The sequence below is a fragment of the Rahnella sp. RFA10(1/100) genome, from assembly GCF_004195115.1.
Lineage (GTDB): Bacteria > Pseudomonadota > Gammaproteobacteria > Enterobacterales > Enterobacteriaceae > Rahnella > Rahnella perminowiae.
Genome location: NZ_SEWR01000001.1, coordinates 843,192 through 866,055 on the forward strand (window position 1 = coordinate 843,192; position 22,864 = coordinate 866,055).

Consider the following 22,864-nt stretch of genomic DNA (forward strand, 5'->3'; position numbering starts at 1 on the left):
TAATCCGCTTTTTCACGCAGAGGGCAGAACATGAAGATTACCCGTTACATCCGGCGTCCCGTGCAGTTATCGCTGCTGAGCAGCGCACTTCTCGCCGCGCTTTCGCTGCCGGTTTTTGCCGCCACGCTGAACGTGATGCAGAACGAAGCACCGCGTAGCATGGATCCGGGCAACCAGACCGCGACGTTTACCGGCACGGTACTCGACCCGATGTACGAAGGTCTGTTGCGCATGTCGCCACAACTCAAACCGGAAGCGGCTCTGGCAACGTCATGGAGCAGCGATGAAAGCGGTCTGGTGTGGACATTCAAACTGCGCAGCGGTGTCACATTCCACGACGGCACACCGTTTAACGCCGACGCCGTCGTCGCCAACTTTGCCCGTCATCTCGATACCAAACGCGGGCTGGCCGCCAGCGGACGTCTGCGTACCTTCCTTGACAGCGTGACCAAAACCGATGACTCCACGGTGGTGTTCAGACTTAAAAAACCCTATCCGGCTTTCCTCAATTTACTGACCACCGGCGCCTGTCTGATGGTCAGTCCGGCGGCAGATAAAACCGGCACGCTGGACAGCAAAGCAGTCGGCACCGGTCCGTACAAAATGGTGCAATACAAAACCGGCGAATTCGTGCTGGAAGAAAAATATCCGGGCTACTGGGGCGATAAAGCCGCCGGGCCGGACGACATCAAATGGACCTGGAGCGCAGAGCCTTCGGTGATGAACATGGCGTTGCAGGCCGGTGAAGCCGACGTCATCAACCCGGTGCCTCCGCAATTTGCCCGTGTACTGAAAAACAATCCGAAATTCAGTCTGCATGAAAGCCCGGGAGCGGCCGTGTTCTGGGTCGCGCTGAATACCGACCTCAAACCGCTGAGCGATGTCCGCGTGCGTCAGGCACTGAACTACGCCACGGACCGCGACGGACTGGTGCGCGCCATTATGTCCGGTTTTGCCCAACCGGCGAATTCCCCGCTGGCACCGGTGACCGCCGGTTATGACAAAACGCTGGATCCGTATCCGTTGGATCTGGCAAAAGCCAAAGCATTGCTCAAAGAAGCCGGTGTACCCGACGGTTTCACGATGTCGATTGCCGTACAAGGGCAGGACGCGCGTATCGGTCAGGTGCTGCAAAGCATGTGGGCAAAAATCGGCGTGAAACTTGATGTGCGGATTATGGAAAGCGGCGTGTGGACCAAAGCCGCGTTTGCCGATCAGGCGGGTAAAAAGGCCGATAACACCGGCGCGGTGCTGGCGTCATGGTCTTCCGGCGCGAACGGCGCAGATCTGCAACTTCGTCCGCTTTACTACAGCAAAAGCTTCGCACCGGGCGGCGCGAATCTGGGCTTCTTCAGTGATGCAAAACTGGACGACATGTTAGACAAAGCGGCTTCTACGCTGGATGAAAATACCCGTAACGCGATTTACGTCGACGCTCAGAAAGAAATTAATCAGCAGGCACCGCAGGTTCTGTTGTATTACCAGAATGATTTGTACGCTACCGGTACGCATATTTCAGGCGTCACAATGATACCCGGTGGTCAAATTGTGGTGAAAGATGCACAGAAAAAATAACCGCGGCATTTACAGTGGAAAAGCGCCATGAAAGCCTATCTTGCCAAAAAACTCATCGCTTTCCCGATCATTCTGATCGGGGTATCGATGCTGATTTTTGTGTCTATCCGCGCGCTGCCGGGCGATCCGGCGCGTCTGATGGCCGGGCCTGAAGCGACGCAGGAAGCGGTGGATGCCATGCGTGTGCGCCTCGGGCTGGATCAGCCGCTGGTGACGCAATATGTGCATTTTGCCGGGGAAGTGTTGCAAGGCAATCTCGGCGTCTCGTTGCAGTCGCAACAGCCGGTCACACAGGAAATCGCTGAGCGGATGCCGTATACGCTGATGCTGGCCGTGCTGGCGTATTTTCTGGCAGTGGCGGTGGGCGTTCCTGCGGGCATGATAGGTGCAGTTTACCGCAACCGCTGGCCTGATTTTGGCGTAATGTTACTGGCCATTGCCGGTGCCTCTGTCGCCAACTTCTGGCTGGGGCTGATGGCGATGAACACTTTCTCGGTCACGCTTGGCTGGCTGCCGTTGCTCGGTGCCACTTCATGGAAAAGCTATATTCTTCCCTCAGTCACGCTGGCCGTTTTACCGATGGCGGTCATGGCGCGTATGACGCGTTCGAGCATGCTGGATGTCTTGTCGGAGGATTATATCCGTACCGCGCGCGCCAAAGGGTTGTCCGCCACCACCGTGTATTGCAGCCATGCATTCCGCAATGCATTGATCCCGATTGTCACTATCGTGGCGCTCAATTTCGGCAGCCTGATTGGCGGGGCAGTTGTCACCGAATCCGTCTTTAACTGGCCGGGTATCGGCCGCCTGCTGGTGGATTCCGTACGCTACCGTGATTACCCGGTTATTCAGGGCGTGGCACTGGTCGCCGTCTGCGGCGTGGTGGTCATGAACCTGCTCGGTGAATTGCTGATCGCTTTCCTGAATCCAAAAATAAGGTTTGATTGATGTCTGCCGTTATCACGCAATTACCCCGTCGCAAACCGCGCACGCTGCGGTTTTTCCGCTGGTTATGGCGACATCCTGCCGTGGCCCTCGGCGGATTTATTGTCAGCCTGATCGTGCTGATGGGACTGTTCGCCCCCTTGATTGTCCGTCATGACCCGTACGCACAAGACCTGATTGATACCCTGCTTTCACCCAGTGCCGATCACTGGTTCGGTACCGATGATTACGGCCGCGATATCTTCGCGCGGGTGATTTATGGTGCGAGGATTTCGATTATCGAAGTGGTGCTGAGCGTCGGGCTGGCGATGATCATCGGCATTCCGCTTGGGATTATTGCCGGCATGGCGGGTCGTTATACTGACATGATTATTATGTGGTTTATGGACATGCTGTTTGCCTTCCCCGGCATCGTGCTGGCCATTCTGGTGGTCAGTATTCTCGGCGGCGGGCTGGTAAACCTGCTGATCGCGATTTCACTGTTTGCCATCCCGGTATACGCACGTCTCAGCCGTAACCTGACGCTCGGTTTAAAGCAGATGGAATACGTTGAAGCCGCGCAGGCGCTGGGTTTATCAAATTACCGCATCATCGTGCATTATATTTTGCGCAATGCCATCGGGCCGATTATCGTGCAATCGACGCTGACCGCAGGTACGGTTATTCTCGCTGCCGCCAGCCTGTCATTTCTGGGGCTTGGTGTGCAACCGCCGATGCCGGAATGGGGTACCATGATGAGCGATGGCCGGAACTTCCTCGGCATAAATATTTACCTTTCGCTGTTCCCGGGTCTGGCCATTATGCTGACCGTGCTTGGTTTTAACGTACTTGGCGACGGGCTGCGAGATTTACTGGACACACGCTCATGAGTTCTGCCGTTTTTTGCGCCGATATCGGCGGTTCGTTTATTAAATTTGGTGTTTCACGTTATTCAGGCAAAGTAGAAGAATGCGGCAAAGTGCCCACACCCGTCGCCTCATGGCAGGATTTCGCCGACGCGATACAACAACTGATCGACAGATATGGCGCTGATTTACCGGCATGCACGCCGCTGGCTATTTCCACCGCAGGATTAGTTTCGCCACAAACCGGCGAAATGCTCGCAACCAATATTCCGGCCTTTACCGGTCATTCACTGGCGAAAGATCTGAGCGCGGCGCTTGACCGTCCGGTCACTGCCGCCAACGATGCCGACTGTTTTGCCCTTGCCGAAGCCCATGCAGGAAACGCACAAAATCAACCCGTCGTGGCGGCGATTATTTTAGGTACCGGCGTCGGCGGGGGTCTGGTGATCAACGGCCAGCTGGTACGCGGCCACGGTGGCGTTACCGGCGAATGGGGCCACGGTGCGATTACCCGCACGGAGTTGACGATTGACGGCAAAAATTACCCCATTCCGCGCCTGAAATGTGGCTGCGGCCAGACCGGCTGCCTCGATATGCTCGGCGGTGCGCGCGGTATGGAACGCCTGCATCAGCATTTCCACCGTCAGGAAAATACCAGTCTGGACATTGTAACCGGCTGGCTGAAGGGGCATCCCGACTGTTCTCTGACCGTGAACGCCTGGCTGGAACTGGTTGCCGAACCGCTGGCCTTGCTGGTCAATATCCTCGGCCCTTCGCGGATCGTCGCGGGTGGCGGGCTGGCGTCTGCCACTGAACTTATCGCCGCGCTGGATGTAAAAGTACGTGGCGGTGTACTGCACAACTACGCCGAACCGCTGCTGATACCGGGTAAATTCCTGACCGACGGCGGCCTGGTGGGGGCATCGGTGCTGGGGAGGATGGAATGATGAGCCCTTCCGGCCTCTTTTAAATTCAAAATCAAAATCAAGGTCATGGGTTGCCACCCACACCGGCCTCAAGGGTGGCTTATCGCCACCACCCTTGAGAATCCCGGGCTCTTTTACTGCGCGCTTCGCTGGAGGCTATGTTTCAGCGAGCGTGGTGATTGCCGCAAAATCCCGCCGCTGCGCGGTGCCCTCCCGTCGGGTTACAACCCGCGCAAAAAGACGCGCGGCTTTACACCTCTCCCTCCGGCGTTATTTTGGAACCGGCCTCAACCTTATAGGACGTAACCTCACTGCTTGTGATTTTGTCTTTTAAAAAAGCCAAAGGCGATTCAGAAATCTTGCTGAACGGAGCGGCCTGAAGACCTATGGCTTCAGGACCGAGTGAAGGCATCGCGCAGCGACAAGATTTCCAGCCTGTCACAGTGATACCTGAAACATAGCCAACCCGTGGATCACGTGTTTGAAAAAGCGAGGGGAGTTCAGAGGGGAAAAGCCTTTCCCCTCTGGTCGGTTTCGGCGCGAAAGGCCGTGTGATAACCGCTATTGAGAAACCGAAACTTACATCGGACTCACCTTACACGCTATATTTGGTAATGTTTCCTATTAAAGCTGTTCACATCAATTTTAAATATGCAGGGAATATCATTATGATTTTTCACCGCTATCACGGACTGGGTAATGATTATCTGGTCTGCCATCACAGCGTCGCCGCCCTGCTCAGCCATCAGCAAATCCGGCGCATCTGCGACCGCCATTACGGGATAGGTTCTGACGGTTTGCTGATCGACAACGACGGTGCTGACATTCCCTTCCTGCGCATTATTAATCCCGACGGTTCTGAAGCCGAAAAAAGCGGTAACGGCCTGCGTATTTACGCCCGCTATCTGTTTGATATTGGTCGCACGGGGCATGAACCGTTTCTGGTGAATACCTCAGGCGGACAGGTGCGCTGCGAAGTCACCGAAGATGCGCATCAGGTGATTGTGGATATGGGGCAGGCAAAATTCTCGCCAGCCGCGTTACCCGCAACGGTTGAAGGCGATGAAGCTCTCGCGTTACCGCTGGTGGCTGGCGGGCACAATCTCAGCGCAACGCTGGTGTCGATGGGCAATCCGCACTGTGTGATCCGGGTGGAAAAGCTGGATCTGGATTTGGTCAGGCAGCTCGGTGCTGAAATTGAAACGCTGGCGATTTTTCCGAAACGTACCAACGTGCAGTTCGTGCAAGTCATTGATCGCAATACTATCCGCATCGGCATCTGGGAACGGGGCGCGGGGTATACGCTGGCTTCCGGCAGCAGCAGTTGTGCGGCGGCCAGCGCAATGCGCAAGCTCGGGCTGGTGGACGACACGGTTACCGTGCAGATGCCCGGCGGTGAACTCGCCATCCGTTTCAGCGGCGATTTTCAGGTCAACATGCGCGGGCCGGTGCAGAAAATCGCCACTGTGACTCTTGATAGTGACTGTTTCCGGGATATGCCGGGGTAGCGTTTTGACCAGCTGAACTTCCCGGTCTTACTGCCCGGGCATCACCCGGTGACACCTCGCCACCACGCCGTTTGGACCGCACACCAAATCCTGCGGCATCTGACAACCGTCTCCGGCCAGCGGGCAACGTTCGCGGAAATAACATCCCATTGGCAGGTTGCGGTTGCCCGGTAATTCCCCTTTTCTATCGACTATCCCTTCATCAAGCTGACGTCCGGCACGGGGAACCGAATCGAGCAACAAACGGGTGTAGGGATGTTGTGGCTCTGACAGGACGTTTTCCGCCGCCCCCAGTTCAACGATTTGCCCGAGATACATCACGGCGACACGGTCACTCATATGGCGGATAACGGAAACGTTATGAGAAATCAGTACATAGGTGAGATTACGCTGGCGTTGCAGTTCCACCAGCAAATTGAGGATTTGCGCCTGCACCGAAATATCCAGCGCCGAGGTCGGTTCATCCAGCACGATGATGTCCGGCTCTGAGGACAGCGCACGGGCAATGGAGATACGCTGACGCTGGCCGCCGGAAAACTCATGCGGCAGACGGTCGAGGTATTCCCTGCGGATACCCACCTGCTCCGCCAGCGTAGCGGCCAGTTCACGGCGTTCCCGGCTGCTGTTGTGTTTTTGCACAAACACCGGTTCGGTAATGATCCGCCAGACCGGCAGGCGCGGGTCCAGCGACGATTGCGGATCCTGAAACACCATTTGCATACCGGAGCCGAACCAGGAATTGTCATGGCGTGCGCGATGCACTTCACCGCTGCTGGGCTTTTGCAGCCCCATCAGCAACTGCGCCAGCGTGCTTTTCCCGCAACCGGATTCCCCGACAATACCTAAGGTTTCGCCGCGGATAATATTGAGATCCAGCCCGTTCAGCGCGTGCACATAACCGGTCGGTTTACCGCGCCAGTTATAGCTTGCGGGAAACCGTACACGCACGTCCTGCAGTTCAACCAGTGCCTCAGCAATCATCAGGAATGCTCCTCAATACGTTGGATGTAGATGTCACCGGCACGGCGTTGCGGATGCCAGCAGGCCACGGATTGCTGCGGGAAGTGCGGCAGTGAAGCCAGCGCCGGTGTCTCGATGCAATGCTCATCGGCATGATCGCAGCGCCCGCGAAACGCGCAGCCCTGCGGCAGTTTTGCCAGATTCGGCACGGTGCCGGGAATGGCTTTAAGCAGACTGCGTGGCTCACCGTTTTCAGGTGCGGCCTGCAATAAACCGATGGAATACGGGTGCGACGGCGTGTCGATCACATCCGCTGTCGTGCCGCTTTCGATCACATGCCCGGCGTACATCACATAAACCCGGTCACAAAGCTGTGACACGACGGCCATATCGTGCGTGATAAATAAGACCGCCGTGCCGCTGGCGCGGGCTTTGCGCTGGAGTAAACGCAATACCTGCCGCTGCACGGTGACATCCAGCGCAGTAGTCGGTTCGTCGGCGATAATCAGCTCCGGTTCGCAGGAAAAGGCCATGGCGATCAACACACGCTGGCGCATCCCTCCTGAAAGCTCAAACGGGTAGCGTGACATTATCTGCTCCGCATCGGCAATCTGCATATCCTGTAACAGGCCGACGGCTTTTTGCCATGCCTGTGTCTTGCTGATTTTCTGATGCAGACAGATGACTTCACACATCTGACGGCCGATTTTACGCGTCGGATTTAGCGCATTCATCGGCTCCTGAAAGATCATCGCCACCCGCGCGCCGCGTAAGGTACGCATCTGTTCTTCCGTGGCCTGAACCACATCAGTGCCGAGCATGCGTAACGTACCGCCGGTGACAGTAAAGCCGTCGGGCGGCAGCAAACGCATCGCCATCATTGCCGTGACGGATTTACCTGAGCCGGATTCACCCACCACGCCGACGATTTCTCCGGCACTGACCGACAGTGATACCTGATTCAGCGCTTTCACTTCACCGCCGTACACCGGAAAGACCAGTTGCAGATTGTCGATTTCCAGTACCGGCGTCCGGGATTGTTCAGTCATCTCAGCGCCCTCTGCTTTTCGGATCCAGCAGGTCGCGCAGACCGTCGCCGAACAGATTAAAACCGGTGGCCGTGATCAGAATAGCCACGCCGGGAAAAGCTGAATACCACCATTGATCGAGAATATAATTGCGGCCATTTGAAACCATCGCACCCCATTCTGCGGTCGGTTGCTGTGCCCCAAGGCCGATAAAACCTAATGTCGCTGCCATCAGAATTGAGGTGCCGATATCCAGCGAAGCCTGCACTATCAGCGGCGGCATCACATTGCGCAGCACGTGCCAGGTAATGAGATGCCAGCGCGACGCGCCGAACGTCCGCGTAGCTTGCATATAAGCCTGATGGCGCAGCATCAGCGTTTGCCCGCGTGCAAGCCGCACGTAAAACGGAATGCGCACGACGGCAATCGCCAGCATAGCGTTAAATAAACTCGGTCCGAGCGCGGCCGCCAGCGCCATGGTTAATACCAGCGACGGCACCGACAGCATAATATCCATGCAGCGCATAATCAGCGCATCCACCACACCGCCGACCACGCCGGAAAAACAGCCAAGCAGCGAGCCGGTCGTACCGGCAATGATGACCACCGCCAGCCCGGCGGCGACGGATTGCTGGCTGCCAGTCAGCACCCGACTGAACAGATCCCGCCCGACTTCATCGGTACCAAACCAGTGCAACGCGGAAGGTGCCTGCAATCTGTCGGTCAGGCTGATGGCATTCGGGTCGTACGGTACCAGCCACGGCGAAAAAATCATGATGAAAAGCACGACCAGCATGATCGCCAGCCCTAACATCGTCAGCGGGCTGCGGCTCAGTAAATGGAATGTGCGCCGCCAGCTGGCGAAACGCGGTTTGACATCCGGTGCCACAATATCGGCCCGACGATTATTGACGCCCGGTTCAATCACTGACATTGGCTCACCCCTCACGTCCGATGCGCGGATCGATCCACACATACAGCAAATCCACACACAAATTGACGATCACGTATGCGAACGACACCACTACCGCAAAGCCCATCACTGCCGGAAAGTCCAGCGCCTGAATCGAATTCACGACATACGCCCCCATGCCCGGCCAGGCAAAAACGGTTTCCGTCAGCACCGCACCGTAGAGTAAATCCCCCATCGCCAGCCCGAGCACGGTCACGGACGGGATCAGTGCATTCGGCAAGGCGTGGCTGAGGATCACCCGCCAGCGGGAAAGCCCGTTGGCACGCGCCGTACGGATGTAGTCTTCATTCAGTTGCTCCAGCATCGCCGAGCGGATCTGACGCGCCACAATCCCCATATGCACAAACGCCAGCGTCAGCGCAGGCATCGCCAGATGTTGCAGACTGTTCCAGAAAGCCTCCCGGTTGCCGGTCAGCAAAGAATCGAGCACATAAAAACCAGTGATATTGGCAGGCGGATCCATCCAGTCATCCAGCCTTCCACCGCCCGGCAGCAGGTTAAGATGGCCGTAGAACAGGATGATGACACCCAGCCCCAGCCAGAACGCAGGCGTGGAGATACCCAGCACCGAAAGCAAACGCACCAGATGATCGGGGAGTTTATTACGGTAAACTGCCGACAGCACACCCAGCGGAATACCGAGCACAATCGCCAGAAACAGCGCACTGACCGCCAGTTCTAACGTCGCCGGGAAGAAGGCTTTCAGGTCTTCCAGCACCGGACGACCGGTGCGGATTGAAGTGCCCAAATCGCCGTGCAGCAGGTCGCTGACGTAACGGAAAAACTGCACATACAGCGGCTGATTCAGCCCCAGTTGCTCACGGATATGTTCAACCATTTCATTGCTTGCGCGATCGCCCGCCAGCAACCGAGCCGGATCACCAGGGATCATATGCGAGATGATAAAAGTAATGACGCAAACCCCCGCCATCACCAGTATCAGCCCCCAGCAGCGCTGGCGGATCAGAGTCCAAAAAGTCATAGTTTTTCCCCGTAAAACCCTTTCAGGTCGTGAAAGGGTTTTCGTGAATGATATTGCGGTTACTGTTTATGCATTTGACCAACGTTGAACACTTGTTCGAGCATCGGGTTGAAAACAAAGCCCTTCACGTCTTTGTTCATCGCCACCTGGTAGTTTTTCTGGAACAAATACACATACGCCGCTTCGTCGATAACAATTTTCTGCGCCTGCTGGTAGTACTCGGTGCGCTGTTTCTGGTCGGTCACCGACACGGCTTTTTTCAGCAACGCATCAACCTGCGGATTGGAATAGAAGGAACGGTTACCCGGCAGGCCTTTCTTGTCGGACTCAAACCAGTAGTTCATAAACATGTACGGGTCGGCAAAATCCGGGCTCCAGTTACCGATTGAGATGTCGTAATCGCCCTGCCCGATACGGTCGCGCATGGTAGCGTTAGCCAGCTTTTCCAGTTTCACGTTAATCCCGGCCTGACCCAGGCTGGCCTGCACGGAAAGTGCGATAGCTTCCCAGTTCGGATCGTTATCGGAATACAGGAAGTCCAGCGTCTGCGACTTGTCTTTGACTTTCCCGAGGTCGGCTTTGGCCTGCGTCAGATCCAGACTGTATTGTTTTGCCGTCGGGTCGAAGCCCCACATACCGTCAGGGATGGGCCCGCGCATCTGTTTAGCGTTACCGCCAAGAATACCTTTCACCATGCCCTGATAATCCACGGCAGAGGAAATCGCGCGGCGTAAATCCACCTGACTGAACGGTGCTTTGCCGTTGTTGAGATACAGATACGTCACGCGCAACGACGGAAATTCCTCAACGGCGACGTTGTCTTCTTTCTTCAGCGCAGCCAACTGGTCCACCGGCAGGGAATCAGCGATATCCAGATCCCCACGTGAAAGTTGCAGACGGCGGGTAGCGCTTTCACCGATAATTTTCACGGTCACGCGTTTGAAGGCTGGCTTTGCGCCGCTGTAATACGGGTTCGGCACCAGCACCAGTTGCTGACCTTTCTGCCAGCGATCGAGCTTATAAGGGCCGGAACCGGCGGTATGACCGGCCAGCCATGCCTTGCCTTCATCAGCAGGATTGGCTTTAGCAATCGCCGGATTGACGATCCCCGCACCGTCATTCGCCAGCGTGTAGAGGAATGGCGCGAACGGCGTTTTGAGTGTGAACGTGACCGTCAGCGGATCCACCACCGAGACCGTCATGTCTTTCGGGAAGGCTTCCGACGGGCCCTGGCCGATTTTCATCAGACGATCGAATGACCATTTCACGGCATCGGCATTAACTTCAGTGCCGTCATCAAATTTGGCGCCCGGCTTGAGTTTGAAGGTCCAGACGAGTTGATCCGGTGAAGCCGTCCAGCTTGCCGCCAGATCCCCTTCGACCTGCGTCGAGCCTTTACCGCCTTCGGTTTTATACTGCACCAGACGCTGATACGCCGGATACGTGACCGTCCAGTCGTTGTTGTCGATAGTCACCGCCGGATCCAACGTTTGCGGATCGGCTGCTTTACCAATCACCAGCATGTCTTTCGGCACGGCGGCCTGCGTGGCAAAACTTAAGCCTGACAAGGCGAGAAAAATGGCACCGGCGACCTGTGTTTTCGTATTTTTGCGGAACGTTTTGATTGCTGTGTTGCTCATCGGGGAACTCCTGGCTCTGTCAAAAAGTGATAAGAGACGTGCAATGATTACGCGGCATTAACCGGCGGATAGCAGCCGAACCGCTCTTCCAACAACGGATACGTATTGGCATCCGGTAATTCAAAGTGCCACCACTCGCTGGCGATACCTTTAAAGCCACCCGCTGCCATCACGGCGTTGAGCAACAAGCGGTTACGCTGGATGTGTGGCGGTAAATCGGGATAAAACGGATGCGATACTTCCGTCATTTCATCGAAACCCGCGCCCATATCCACGACTTCCCCCTGCTCATCCAGCAAGGTGAGATCGACGGCCACCCCGCGGCTGTGATGCGAGCCGAGCCTGATATCCACCACATAATCCGGATTCGGAAACGCCGCCCATAAACAGGCCTGCGCCGCCTGCGGCCGGTAAGCGTCATAAATTTTCAGGGTAAAACCTGCCAGTTTCGCCACTTCATTGCAGCGAACTAAAGCCGAGGCGGCATCGGGGTGCAGCAGGCAACGCGATTCACAATAAATCGGCTGACCGGTCAGGTTATCTGCGGTGGCATACTTCAGGTCAATCACGGCATCGGGCAAAACTTCGGCCAGATCAGTCAGTGCGATGTCAGGTGTTTTATTATTGGTGGTCATGGTTAATGTCTTTCCGTTCCTGTCGTTGCAATGAATTTACGATTCAAATTGTCCGAGCTGTTTTTGCAAAATCCGGTTATTTGCCAGCCGTTGTTCAACATCGTTACCGCGCAGTTCGAGTACTGCCGAGCACAGCAAGTTGAACAGGCAACTGAGCGGTGCCATCGAGTCCCAGAACTGGCCGGTGTCGGTTTTCACCTGCAACAGATCTACCGGATAATCGCGCGCCCACGGGCAATAAATGTCAGTAATCAGTGCCACGTTCAGGCCGCGTTCACACGCAGCTTCGCAATAGGTTTGCGCCATCTTCGAATATGCACGGGTATCGGTGACCACCAGATAGGGCTGCGTGAATTCCGAATTCAGGGATTCAACATAGGTGCCGGAAAGCCCGTCGGCGAAATAAACTTTCGGACGTAAGTATTCGAGATAACTGGCGAAGTTATTGGCAATGCCGCGCACCGACTGAATACCGAGAATAAACACCGCCTCAGCCTCAGCCAGGCGACGGCTGATCTGCGCAAAACTGTCAGTTTGCGCCAGCTGATAGACGTGATTAATGGCGCCAAGCTCGAGCGTCAGCGACTGCTGCAACTTTTCCTGCTGCGGCTGTTTGCTGCGTTCGCGGTAAGCACCCAGACGATCGGTAACCACCCACGGCTGATAGGATGTGCCGCTTTGCAGACGCAGCATTTGCTTGAAATGATCGAGATTACGATAGCCCAGGCTGCGCAGATAGCGCCCGACAGAAATGCCGCTGGTCGCCGCGCTACGCGCAATGCTGTCCGCCGTTTCAAACGGGATCTGTGCAAGATTTGCCAGCAGGTAGCTGGCAATGCGTTTGCCCGTCGGCGTCTGTCCGGCAAACGAGGCTTCGATTTGTTCAATCACATCCTGCGCTGGCTGCATCAGTGCATCCTCTGTTGCTTCATTGTCAAAAAGCTAGACGTTGTTAGTAAAATAACAATGCACGGGATGTGCCAGTTTCGGGAAATGAATGAAATTTGTGCGGAAGATCTGAATTTATGATGATGTTATGGCAGGCAACTGGCAAAAAACTTGCTGAAGAACGGCCGGAACCAAACTTATCGATAACGCTTGCACAACAATCAGGCAACTTGTGAGTGCTTTTAGTGCAATACAGCCATGACAAGGCGAAAGCATGAGGAAAAACTGCAGAGGCTTTAACCACTTTGTCTTAATAGTCAACAGGTTGAACATTAAGAGAACAGTCAGACAACTTTTTTCGTTAACCCTTTGACATGCCACGGGGCAGTCGCTATTATTCGCCCCGTTCCAACGATTCCTCTGTAGTTCAGTCGGTAGAACGGCGGACTGTTAATCCGTATGTCACTGGTTCGAGTCCAGTCAGAGGAGCCAAATTTATGTTTTCATGCATCTTCACGAATCTTTATACGATTTAGATTCAACGAGTTAGTGTGAAAAATCTTCCCGATGCATTTTTAGTTTTCTCTCCGCATCGGGAGAATTTGGTGGTCAGATTTGGGGTCATGTTGGTTCGATGACGGAGTGACCCCCAAATGTCTCTTAACGACACAAAAATCCGCAGCTTAAAACCATCCGCTAAACCCTTCAAAATTTCCGATTCCCATGGTCTGTACCTGTTGGTTAATCCAGGCGGTTCACGTCTCTGGTATCTCAAATATCGTATCAGTAGAAAAGAATCTCGACTTGGCTTAGGCGCCTACCCCGACGTGTCTTTGGCTGATGCTCGTCAACAGCGTGATGGTATCCGTAAATTGCTGGCGCATAATATCAATCCAGCACAACAGCGCTCTGCTGAAAGAGCCACTTACTCGCCAGAAAAAACTTTCAAGTATGTGGCACTGGACTGGCATAAAAGCAACCGGACATGGTCAGAGAACCACGCCTCCCGTCTGCTTGCCAGCATGAACAATCATATATTCCCTGTGATTGGACACTTGCCGGTAGCTGAACTGAAACCTCGTCACTTTATCGACCTTCTGAAAGGCATTGAGCAAAAAGGTCTGCTGGAAGTCGCAGCACGTACCCGGCAGCATATGTGCAACATCATGCGTCATGCCGTACATCAGGAGTTGATAGAGCACAATCCGGCAGCAAATCTGGAGGGTATCATTGCCCCGCCCGTTAAACGTCACTACCCCGCCCTTCAGTTGGAGCGGCTACCGGAACTGTTAGCTCGCATTGAGGACTACCAGCAAGGACGAGAGTTAACCCGCCTGGCCGTATTACTCACCCTTCACCTATTCATCCGTTCCAGCGAACTGCGTTTCGCCCGTTGGTCTGAGATCGATTTCAAAAATAGAATCTGGACCATTCCTGCCACTCGCGAGTCCATCCCCGGCGTCCGCTACTCTGGCCGTGGTGCAAAAATGCGCACTCCACATATCGTTCCACTCTCCTGCCAGTCTATTGCTATTCTGAAACAGATACGGGAAATATCCGGACATCAGGTGTTGGTATTCCCCGGCGATCATAATCCGTATAAACCGATGTGCGAAAACACAGTCAATAAGGCGCTACGCCTGATGGGCTATGACACAAAAGATGAAATCTGCGGCCACGGATTTCGGGCAATGGCATGTAGTGCCCTAATGGAGTCTGGCCTATGGGCGCAGGATGCGGTTGAACGGCAGATGAGTCACAAGGAGCGTAACAGCGTTCGAGCGGCTTACATCCATAAAGCAGAATATCTTGATGCCCGTAAAGCGATGATGCAATGGTGGTCGGATTATCTGGATATGTGCCGGAGAGCGTATGCCCCACCTTATATTTGTGGGAAGGAAATCAGTTGCACAATGGGATAACCCCTCTGACAAAATAAACCACAAAAATAGCCGTATCAGTCTGTACTGGTACGGCATTTTTCTGGCTTCAGTTCATATAAATTGTTAAGCCGTTTATGAGCATCTTCAACCGAATTGACCTGCGTGAATCGAAAGTGTGAGTTCCGCTTATCATTTAGAACTATCTACGGAAACGGATTAGGTCAGTTATGAGCGAACAGCGGACGCTGGCATTCTTTATAAAAATTCGGTTTGTGTTGTTTTGCATTAGTTTAGAGACGAAAAATATTGCGTCGGTGATTTCCCCAGCGCTTTTCTGAACATCGTAATAAACGCGCTGACAGAATCATATCCCAGCGTTCCGGCTACGCGCTGCACGGATTGACCTTCAGCCAGATGGCTCAGGGCAATCATCAAATGCAGTTGCTGACGCCAGCGACCAAAGCTCATTCCTGTCGCCTCTTTTATCAGCCTGGCCAGCGATCGTTCGCTGGTGACCAGATGTGCAGCCCACTGCTTTAACGTTCGCCGATCATCAGGCTCATTAAAAAGTGCCTCAGCCATATTCCGGATTTTAGGATGATCGGATACGGGAAGATGGAGCGCTTCAACCGGCACATCCGGAATATGCTCCAGCAGCACCGCTGCGAGCCTGGCGGTTTTACTGTCAGGTGAATAAGCCTGTCCCTGCTCTGCCAGATACAGAACAAGCTCGCGGACCAGAGAAGTAATCGCCAGGGTACAGCAGATTTCCGGCATCGCTGCCGCGCCGGGTTCGATAAAAAGAAAGCAGGTATCTGCATTCTTCGTGACCCGGCAACTGTGGGATATTTCACCCGGAACCCAGACAGCATGTCCCGGTGGAACAAGCCACAGCGCATCCTCAACCTCACAGCTCACTGCACCGCGCAAAGAGATAATAAGTTGTCCCTTACGGTGAGCGTGCGGACTCTGACCTGCATACTCGCCTGACGATGATACATGCAGCGCGATAGCAGCCTGACTGAAAGCATCGGCATTAAACTCATCCGGTGAGGTCACCGGTTTTTTATTAACTGGCATGATTTAGTTATATGTTGTCAGGTTATCTATATTCTGTAACTCATGCGTCCTTTAAAGTCTCTCTTTTTACCAGAGAAAGCAAAATTTATGTCCCACACTACGAACAAGTGGTCTTCAATCATACTTGTGACCGGCATCCTTTTTATAGCTATCAACCTGCGTGTTCCTTTTACCGCTATCGCACCCGTTTTAGAGTCTATTCGCCATGATTTTGGGCTAAGTATTACTGCCGTTGGGTTGCTTAACTCGCTGCCTTTACTGGCCTTTGCCGCCTTTTCACCGCTGAGCGCATCCATCTCACACAAGTACGGTCTTGAACGCACCCTTTTTGGTGCCCTGGTCGTGATTTCAGCGGGCATCCTGCTTCGCTCCACAGGCAGTGTCTGGGCGCTTTATGGCGGGACCATATTGATAGGTATCGGGATTGCGCTCGGCAATGTCCTGTTGCCTGGCCTTATCAAACGCGACTTTTCTGGCAACGTGGCTTCCGTGACGGGGGCATATTCCATCACCATGGGCGCGGCTGGTGCTATTGGTTCAGCCGTTGTCATTCCTCTGACGCAGAGCTGGGGCTGGAACATCGCGTTAGCCATGCTGGTTATTGCACCGCTGCTTGCGTTGCTTTTATGGTTGCCCCAGTTAAAGATGAAGCATCAGTTGCCAGCAGCGGGTGAGAAAAAAACGGCGACCATCGCGGTCTGGCGCTCGCCTCTGGCATGGCAGGTCACCTTGTTTATGGGCCTGAATGCGATGCCGTTTTATGTTGCTGTCGGCTGGCTGCCCGCCATTCTAACGGACAGTGGACTCTCCTCAGCCCAGGCCGGTGAAGTACACGGCATTCTTCAGCTGACCACCGCCATTCCCGGCCTGATTCTGGCGGCCACGCTGCGTCGCCTCAACGATCAGAAAGCAGCCGCTGCCGGCGTCAGCCTGTTAACCGCTGCGTCCTTTATCGGCATCCTGTACCTGCCGAATCTGGGGATGCTGTGGGCTGCTCTTCTCGGCTTCGGCTCGGGTGCCAGTATGATGCTGGGCCTGACCTTCATCGGGCTACGTACCAAAAATGCCGGTGACGCTGCCGCGCTGTCAGGCATGGCGCAGAGCGTCGGTTATCTGATGGCGGCGATGGGTCCGCTGCTGCTGGGCAAAGTACAGGAGTTGTCCGGAGGCTGGACATTGCCATTACTGATGACCGCAGCAATCGCGGTCGCTGGTGCCTGCACCGGAATGGCGGCCGGACGAAATGCACACCTGGAACCGGCACAGCAGCCGGGCTGAATTTGCCGACACAGCAGGAGAGCGCTCTGTTCTCCTGCTGCGGATACTCTCCATTATCGTTCCCATAAATATCCCTGTTACTTAAGGCGACCTTTTACAGAGAAGACCGTTTTTGACCTGCGCCATCGTTAAAAAGCCCGGCGACCCAGTCAGCAAAAGCACGCACTGCGGGAGAGAGAAAACGCTGATGCGGATAGAGCATCGTCACCGGCACTGAAGGTGGCTGCCAGTCCGCCAGAACCTCGACCAGCTTGCCTTGCTGCAGATTCTCCGAAATCACATTCTCAGCAAGCTGCGCCAGCCCAAAACCCTCAAGACACAGTCTGATATAGAGTCCCGTTTCGTTAACGGCTGCGTCTCCTTCTACCGGAACTGAAAGCATCTCAGTGCCACGCGTAAAACGCAGTTCATTGGTCCGTCTTCCCGAACCGGAAAAGTAATGGATTGCCCGATGCTGTGACAACGCTTCCGGCGTCTCAGGGATACCGTACTCCCTGAGATAGTCCGGCGAGGCACAGGTCACCCAGCGAAACCGGCCAAGGGGACGGGCAACCAGCGTGGAGTCGGTTAATTCCCCGGTTCTGATGACGCAATCCACACCTTCCTGAACAAGATCAACCTGCCGGTCGCTGACGCCAATCATCAGATAAATATCCGGATAGAGCCGGTAAAAATCTTTCAGATTCGGCATGACGATAAAATGGGCGATCCCACCGGGCATATCTATCCGCAGTCGCCCCTGGGGCCGCCTGACGGAATCGGTCAGGCTGGATTCCGTGTGTTCAATCAGTGAAAGGATTTCCCGGCACTGCGCAAGATACTGCAGGCCTTCAGGAGTGAGTCTGACCCGCCTCGTCGTCCGGTTAAGCAGACGCACCTGCAGGTATTTCTCCAGATTTTTAATCGTGCTGGTGACGGTGGAAGCTGGCAGTGACAGTGTCTCTGCCGCGCGCACAAAGCTTCCGGCTTCAGCAACCCTTATAAAAACCTGCATAGCCTGAATCCGATCCATCGTACTGCTCCTGGGTAAAAGTGAGTCTGATTATTCGCGAATTATGAATTATGAAAACGCTTTAAGCATCTTTTTCAGGCTAATGACGTGGCGTATCGTTCCCCCATTAATCAGGAAAGAGGCAGGTTTAATGACCGACTACATCCGAAATATTGTTAACAATCAGAATGTCACTTCACAGGCTACGTTGATTCGTGGCGCGACGATACTGAGCATGGACGGGAACGTCGGTAACATTGAGCGCGGCGATATTCTCATCAACGGCTCAACGATTACCGCCGTCGGCCAGAACCTTGATGTGCCGGGTGCGCATGTCATTGATGCCACCAACATGATCGCCATGCCGGGAATGGTCGATTCTCATCGTCACGCATGGGAAGGACAGCTGCGCCGAATTAACCCAAACGCCACCTGCCTGGACGACTACAGCAACGCCACGCACTTCTCCTTCGCTAAATATTACCGTCCTGCCGATATCTATGTTGGCAACCTGCTGACGGCGCTGGGCGCTATTGACGCGGGCATCACCACGATGATCGATAACTCGCACAACAGCCGAACCGCAGCGCATTCCGATGCCGCCGTCGAGGCCCTGCTTGATACCGGCATTCGTGCCATTCATGCTTCCGGCGCACCGGTAGCTGGCGAATGGGATAAAGCGCACTGGCCGGGAAACTGGCAGCGTCTGCAGGATAAGTATTTCACCGACAACCCTGAAAGCCTGGTCTCTCTCGCCGTCATGGCCCAGCTGGAGCCGGAGTTGTGGGCCGAGGCTCGCAGGCTGGGACTGTCGATTGTCACTGAGTTCTTTGGCGCTGAGATGGGGTCTGAACTTGAGTTGCTGCATCAGCAGGGGCTGCTGGGTCCGGACAATATTTTCAATCACTGCACGGCGCTGCCCGACCGGGGATGGAAAATTCTGCGGGAGGCCGGTGTCAGGGTGAACGTCTGCCCGCGCTCAGATTCGCACTATGGCATCGAAAGCGGGATGTTCGCCATTGAGGCCGCGCAGCGTCATGGCATCAACCCTGGCCTGAGCGTAGACAATGAAACGTCGTACAGCACCGATATGTTTATGGAGATGCGCGTCGCCTTTTACCTGCAGCGCGTGATGGGCATGCATCAGCAGCAGTGCTGCGATTCTGAACATGCGCTGAAAACGCTTCCGGCGGCGCAACTCCTTAAAGCCGCGACTCTTGATGGCGCTGCCTGTGCAGGGCTGCAGGACAAAGTGGGCAGCCTGACGCCAGGCAAACAAGCCGACCTGGTGATGATTAGCGTCAGTGATCTCAATCTTTACCCGTCCGGCAATGCCTTTGGCACGGTGGTTCATGCCGCCGAGCGCAGCAACATCGACACCGTCATGATCGGCGGACGCATCGTTAAACAGAACGGTAAGGTGCTGGGCGTAGACAGCGCGCGACTACGTGCGGCGATTGATGAGTCGCGTGAGCACCTTTTTGCAGCCTCTGGCTACCAGCCTGACATTTTTGCTGACACCTTCCTGCCGCTGGTGCAGGCCGACTGACCAGGATGAAAAGCATGGGTATGATCTATTACGTAATCGCTTTTGCCGCAGGCCTGGGGATCACCCTGCAGACGACCCTGAACAGCCAGCTGGCAAAGGGACTGGGCGGCGACCCGGTCACTGCGGCGCTGTTTTCATTTACGGCGGGCGCGTTCAGTCTGGGGATTTACGCGCTGCTGCGGGGTGGGTTGATGACATCGCTGGCGGCGATCCCGTCGCAACCCCTCTGGAGTCTGGCGGGCGGAATGATAGGCGCATGTGCCCTGTTCAGCTATGTCGTGCTTGCGCCGAAAATCGGGTTTTCAGCTCTGCTCGGGCTGGCGATTGTCGGACAGTTACTTTCCTCGCAGATGATTGATCATTTTGGCTTGCTGGGCGCGGTGCGGCGTCCGGTTTCGTTACTCCGGCTGGGGGGCATGGTTGTCATGCTGATCGGACTTGCCGTCATGCTTTTCGGCGATCGGCTCTCTGCACGTTTTCTGCAGTAACTGCGTTATCCACTTTTACCATCGTGCAATACGACCTTTTATATCCGGAGGATTATCATGTTTTCAATTGCAGCTGAGGTCAGGAATACGCTCGGAGAGTGCCCGCTGTGGTGTGAAAGAACCCGCAGGCTCTACTGGACTGACATTGAAGCCAGTGAACTGCTCGCCATAGAAGAAGGCAATGATGCTGTGATGCGCTGGTCGCTGCCTGAACGCCTTGGTTCCTTTGCACTGACTGAACAAAGTCACATTCTGCTGATGGGATTCTCGTCAAGGCTGGCTTTCTACGATCTCAACAGCGGGTTAATTATCCCAGTGGTCGCTTCACCGGGAGACACCGGTACCCGCATAGGTGATGGACGATGTGACCGTGCCGGTAATTTTGTCTTCGGGACGATGGACGACGGTTATCCCGTTAAAGTCATCGGTAAGTTTCATCGACTCAACGCGGCAACGCTGACCGTTGAGACGTTTGCACTGCCCGATGTCGCTATACCGAACAGCATCTGTTTCAGCCCCGATGGTTTCACACTCTATTACTGTGACTCGATGCAGGGTCGGATAATGTGCTGTGATTACCCCTCGCTGCAGAACCAGCACATGTTCGCCGAAAGCGAAGGCAGCGGCGCGCCTGACGGCTCCTGCGTGGATGAGATGGGCTATCTATGGAATGCTGAATGGGGGGGGAACCGTGTTGTCCGTTACCGCCCGGATGGGACCACAGACGCTATTCTGACGTCACCTGGAATCCAGAGCACCTGTCCGACACTCGCCGGTGAGGGTTTTACCCGTCTCTATTGCACCACGGCTACAGTGGGACTCACTACGCTGTCTGAATATGACGGTGCATTGCTCAAAGCTAAATCTGATCTCAGTCCCGGATTACCTGAAAACCGCTTTGCGGCACACACAGTTTAATGGTTTTGATACTGATAGAAATTTGGCAGTTCAGGCTCAAAGAAAACGTCCGCTTCTGGCACGGAGCAGATAGTCAAACCTCTATGGACACAGTTTATCTTAGAACAGACTCTTCAATGTTCGCTCTAGCTACGCTTCCTTTTCAAAGAACACGATAGAAACGATCAACACATGCCAGGGATTGCTCAACCCAGATTTATGTTACCCGCAACAATTCGTGGTCTTAACAGAAAGGAAACTTAGTTTTAGCTTACTTATTAGCCAGTTACTTTCAAAGATGATCCCGATCAGTGAGGCCAAATTTCAGAAGCACGTCTAGTAAACGGGCTTCTTGCTTTTCATGCTCCGGTGCCTTAAGCGCTTATTCCGATGTTTCTCTGGCTGACGTCCGGCATCAACGTGATGCCATACTTAAGTTATTGGCCAGAACATACTACCCACCCCCCAGGAAAATTCTTTAAGCACCTTGCATTGAGCTGGCATAAAAGGCGCGTCAGGTTTTCCGTATTCGCTCTGGTACCCTCATTGTCCAATGCACTTATCCGCGACTTCGTTTTCTCGATCTCATGAGAGACTCTGGCGACATCTTCAGCTTTTGCGCATAGGACAATCACCACTCCGCTGGTATCGACCTCCACAATGTCCCCAGGTTCGGCATGCATGCTACTGATGGAGACAGACTGGTTTACTGACCTGTACCCCGTCCCTACCGGATCACATAAAGCGGCCTCTGGTAAACATCGAATACATATATCATGAGCTGTATCGTGCTGACGTCCGAGTTCGGCATCTTGCTGAGCATCTTAATCGCTTATGAGCTATGACCTCCTGACGGCATAGAATCTATGCATCTTTAACAGTACCCAAGTATAGAAGCATAGTTTTCAGTAATTATTGAGTATGAAGGACTGATCAAAAGAAACAATATAGGTAATCATCATAAAAGTTATTTCTCTCGAACTAAATAACCGTTATAGACTGAAATCACAGAACGATTGACCGAAGTGAAATCAACATTCAGCAATTCAATTAGCGGGGGAGCGACCATATGGAAATCCACAACCGGACTCCAAATGTATATGACTTGCTTGAAATAAACAAAATCCTACTTTCAACTTCAAATAATGGTGAGTCATTTGAGAAAGACTTACATCTCAATGGATTCATAGAAAAACCATGGGGATATGAGTATAGAGTTTATTGTGATTCTATTTTTGATGTATGGCGCCTTCATATATCAAAGAATCAATCCACTTCAATGCATTGTCATATACTGAAAGACACCGTCCTTATATGCCTACATGGTGATGGCGAGACCAGATTTCTTGATGGTACACATCAGGCGTTAAAATCTGGCGACAGCATATATATTGCAAAAGGTGTATTCCATCAGACTATTTCGGGAAAATCAGGTATCGAGTTAATTGAAGTTGAAAATCCAAGAAACAAATTCGACTTACTCAGACTTAAAGATAATTATGGCCGGCAAAATATGGCATATGAAAAGAAATCACAGGAACATGATCTTTTACCTCCTTTGCAACAGATAGCTGCAGGCACATTGATCAGAGAACATGACCTACACAAATTAGCATACTTTTCCGTCAAAAATCTTGATAGAAAAATGTTGAATGACGAGGATGATTTTATTTTTATTTCATTAGATGTAAAGAGCCACCTAATGGGAAAGATTCATATCCTACGAGCTAAAGACGCCATCTCAGAAATGTACTGTGGTCAGAATGTATTTTTAATTAACGTCCCGTAACGCA

The 22,864-nt window shown here is 53.8% G+C and carries 20 protein-coding genes and 1 tRNA gene; 12 read left to right on the forward strand and 9 right to left on the reverse strand.

Annotated elements, in window-relative coordinates:
* Window positions 1-30 precede the first annotated feature (30 nt).
* From ETV65_RS03705 to dapF, 5 genes are all read left to right on the forward strand, one after another.
* Complete coding sequence (locus tag ETV65_RS03705) at window positions 31-1,575, forward strand: ABC transporter substrate-binding protein (protein WP_129951623.1); 1,545 nt, start codon at window positions 31-33, stop codon at window positions 1,573-1,575.
* A gap of 27 nt (window positions 1,576-1,602) precedes the next feature.
* The gene (locus tag ETV65_RS03710) at window positions 1,603-2,523 is read left to right on the forward strand and encodes an ABC transporter permease (RefSeq protein ID WP_129951624.1); all 921 of its coding nucleotides are present in this window, start codon (window positions 1,603-1,605) and stop codon (window positions 2,521-2,523) included.
* On the forward strand, window positions 2,523-3,389 hold the full coding sequence (locus ETV65_RS03715; RefSeq protein WP_129951625.1) for an ABC transporter permease: 867 nt from the start codon (window positions 2,523-2,525) through the stop codon (window positions 3,387-3,389). Before ETV65_RS03710 ends, ETV65_RS03715 begins: the two co-directional genes overlap by 1 nt.
* Entirely contained in the window at window positions 3,386-4,312 is a 927-nt protein-coding gene (locus tag ETV65_RS03720) for an ROK family protein (RefSeq protein ID WP_129951626.1), read from the forward strand. Before ETV65_RS03715 ends, ETV65_RS03720 begins: the two co-directional genes overlap by 4 nt.
* A gap of 647 nt (window positions 4,313-4,959) precedes the next feature.
* Entirely contained in the window at window positions 4,960-5,799 is an 840-nt protein-coding gene (gene dapF, locus ETV65_RS03725) for a diaminopimelate epimerase (protein ID WP_129951627.1), read from the forward strand.
* A gap of 27 nt (window positions 5,800-5,826) precedes the next feature.
* On the opposite strand, the gene ETV65_RS03730 is transcribed toward dapF, so the two are convergent.
* The 7 genes from ETV65_RS03730 to ETV65_RS03760 are packed head-to-tail and all read right to left on the reverse strand — an operon-like array spanning window position 5,827 to window position 12,926.
* Window positions 5,827-6,780: an ABC transporter ATP-binding protein gene (locus tag ETV65_RS03730; protein WP_129951628.1), complete on the reverse strand. Its 954-nt coding sequence runs from the start codon at window positions 6,778-6,780 to the stop codon at window positions 5,827-5,829.
* The gene (locus ETV65_RS03735) at window positions 6,780-7,808 is read right to left on the reverse strand and encodes an ABC transporter ATP-binding protein (RefSeq protein ID WP_129951629.1); all 1,029 of its coding nucleotides are present in this window, start codon (window positions 7,806-7,808) and stop codon (window positions 6,780-6,782) included. Before ETV65_RS03735 ends, ETV65_RS03730 begins: the two co-directional genes overlap by 1 nt.
* A gap of 1 nt (window position 7,809) precedes the next feature.
* Window positions 7,810-8,721, reverse strand: a complete 912-nt coding sequence (gene ddpC / locus ETV65_RS03740) for a D,D-dipeptide ABC transporter permease (RefSeq protein WP_129951630.1) — start codon at window positions 8,719-8,721, stop codon at window positions 7,810-7,812.
* A gap of 4 nt (window positions 8,722-8,725) precedes the next feature.
* A complete protein-coding gene (locus ETV65_RS03745; protein ID WP_129951631.1) occupies window positions 8,726-9,742 on the reverse strand; it encodes an ABC transporter permease in 1,017 nt (338 codons plus the stop codon).
* A 59-nt stretch (window positions 9,743-9,801) separates the two neighbouring features.
* Entirely contained in the window at window positions 9,802-11,382 is a 1,581-nt protein-coding gene (locus ETV65_RS03750) for an ABC transporter substrate-binding protein (protein ID WP_129951632.1), read from the reverse strand.
* A gap of 47 nt (window positions 11,383-11,429) precedes the next feature.
* Window positions 11,430-12,017, reverse strand: a complete 588-nt coding sequence (ddpX, locus tag ETV65_RS03755) for a D-alanyl-D-alanine dipeptidase (RefSeq protein ID WP_129951633.1) — start codon at window positions 12,015-12,017, stop codon at window positions 11,430-11,432.
* A 36-nt stretch (window positions 12,018-12,053) separates the two neighbouring features.
* The gene (locus tag ETV65_RS03760) at window positions 12,054-12,926 is read right to left on the reverse strand and encodes a MurR/RpiR family transcriptional regulator (protein WP_129951634.1); all 873 of its coding nucleotides are present in this window, start codon (window positions 12,924-12,926) and stop codon (window positions 12,054-12,056) included.
* A 395-nt stretch (window positions 12,927-13,321) separates the two neighbouring features.
* Between ETV65_RS03760 and ETV65_RS03765 the strand changes: the two genes are divergently transcribed.
* Together ETV65_RS03765 and ETV65_RS03770 are read left to right on the forward strand one after the other, a co-directional pair.
* Window positions 13,322-13,397 (forward strand) — tRNA-Asn (locus ETV65_RS03765).
* 161 nt (window positions 13,398-13,558) lie between these two features.
* Entirely contained in the window at window positions 13,559-14,827 is a 1,269-nt protein-coding gene (locus ETV65_RS03770) for an integrase arm-type DNA-binding domain-containing protein (protein WP_129639816.1), read from the forward strand.
* A gap of 246 nt (window positions 14,828-15,073) precedes the next feature.
* Here ETV65_RS03770 and ETV65_RS03775 read toward each other — a convergent pair whose 3' ends face one another.
* A complete protein-coding gene (locus ETV65_RS03775; RefSeq protein WP_129639815.1) occupies window positions 15,074-15,868 on the reverse strand; it encodes a helix-turn-helix transcriptional regulator in 795 nt (264 codons plus the stop codon).
* A gap of 87 nt (window positions 15,869-15,955) precedes the next feature.
* Between ETV65_RS03775 and ETV65_RS03780 the strand changes: the two genes are divergently transcribed.
* Window positions 15,956-17,146: an MFS transporter gene (locus ETV65_RS03780; RefSeq protein WP_129639814.1), complete on the forward strand. Its 1,191-nt coding sequence runs from the start codon at window positions 15,956-15,958 to the stop codon at window positions 17,144-17,146.
* Between the two features lie 94 nt (window positions 17,147-17,240).
* Here the strand turns inward: ETV65_RS03780 and ETV65_RS03785 are convergent, their stop codons facing one another.
* Complete coding sequence (locus tag ETV65_RS03785; RefSeq protein ID WP_042569315.1) at window positions 17,241-18,158, reverse strand: LysR family transcriptional regulator; 918 nt, start codon at window positions 18,156-18,158, stop codon at window positions 17,241-17,243.
* A 130-nt stretch (window positions 18,159-18,288) separates the two neighbouring features.
* On the opposite strand from ETV65_RS03785, the gene ETV65_RS03790 reads away from it, so the two are divergent.
* The 4 genes from ETV65_RS03790 to ETV65_RS03805 all read left to right on the forward strand — a co-directional run bounded on the left by ETV65_RS03790 (window position 18,289) and on the right by ETV65_RS03805 (window position 22,860).
* Complete coding sequence (locus tag ETV65_RS03790; RefSeq protein WP_129639813.1) at window positions 18,289-19,686, forward strand: amidohydrolase family protein; 1,398 nt, start codon at window positions 18,289-18,291, stop codon at window positions 19,684-19,686.
* A gap of 14 nt (window positions 19,687-19,700) precedes the next feature.
* The gene (locus tag ETV65_RS03795) at window positions 19,701-20,174 is read left to right on the forward strand and encodes a DMT family transporter (protein WP_004958554.1); all 474 of its coding nucleotides are present in this window, start codon (window positions 19,701-19,703) and stop codon (window positions 20,172-20,174) included.
* Window positions 20,175-20,231: 57 nt separating this feature from the next.
* On the forward strand, window positions 20,232-21,092 hold the full coding sequence (locus tag ETV65_RS03800; protein WP_129639812.1) for an SMP-30/gluconolactonase/LRE family protein: 861 nt from the start codon (window positions 20,232-20,234) through the stop codon (window positions 21,090-21,092).
* Window positions 21,093-22,140: 1,048 nt separating this feature from the next.
* Complete coding sequence (locus ETV65_RS03805) at window positions 22,141-22,860, forward strand: cupin domain-containing protein (RefSeq protein WP_024359926.1); 720 nt, start codon at window positions 22,141-22,143, stop codon at window positions 22,858-22,860.
* The last annotated feature ends 4 nt before the right edge of the window (window positions 22,861-22,864 follow it).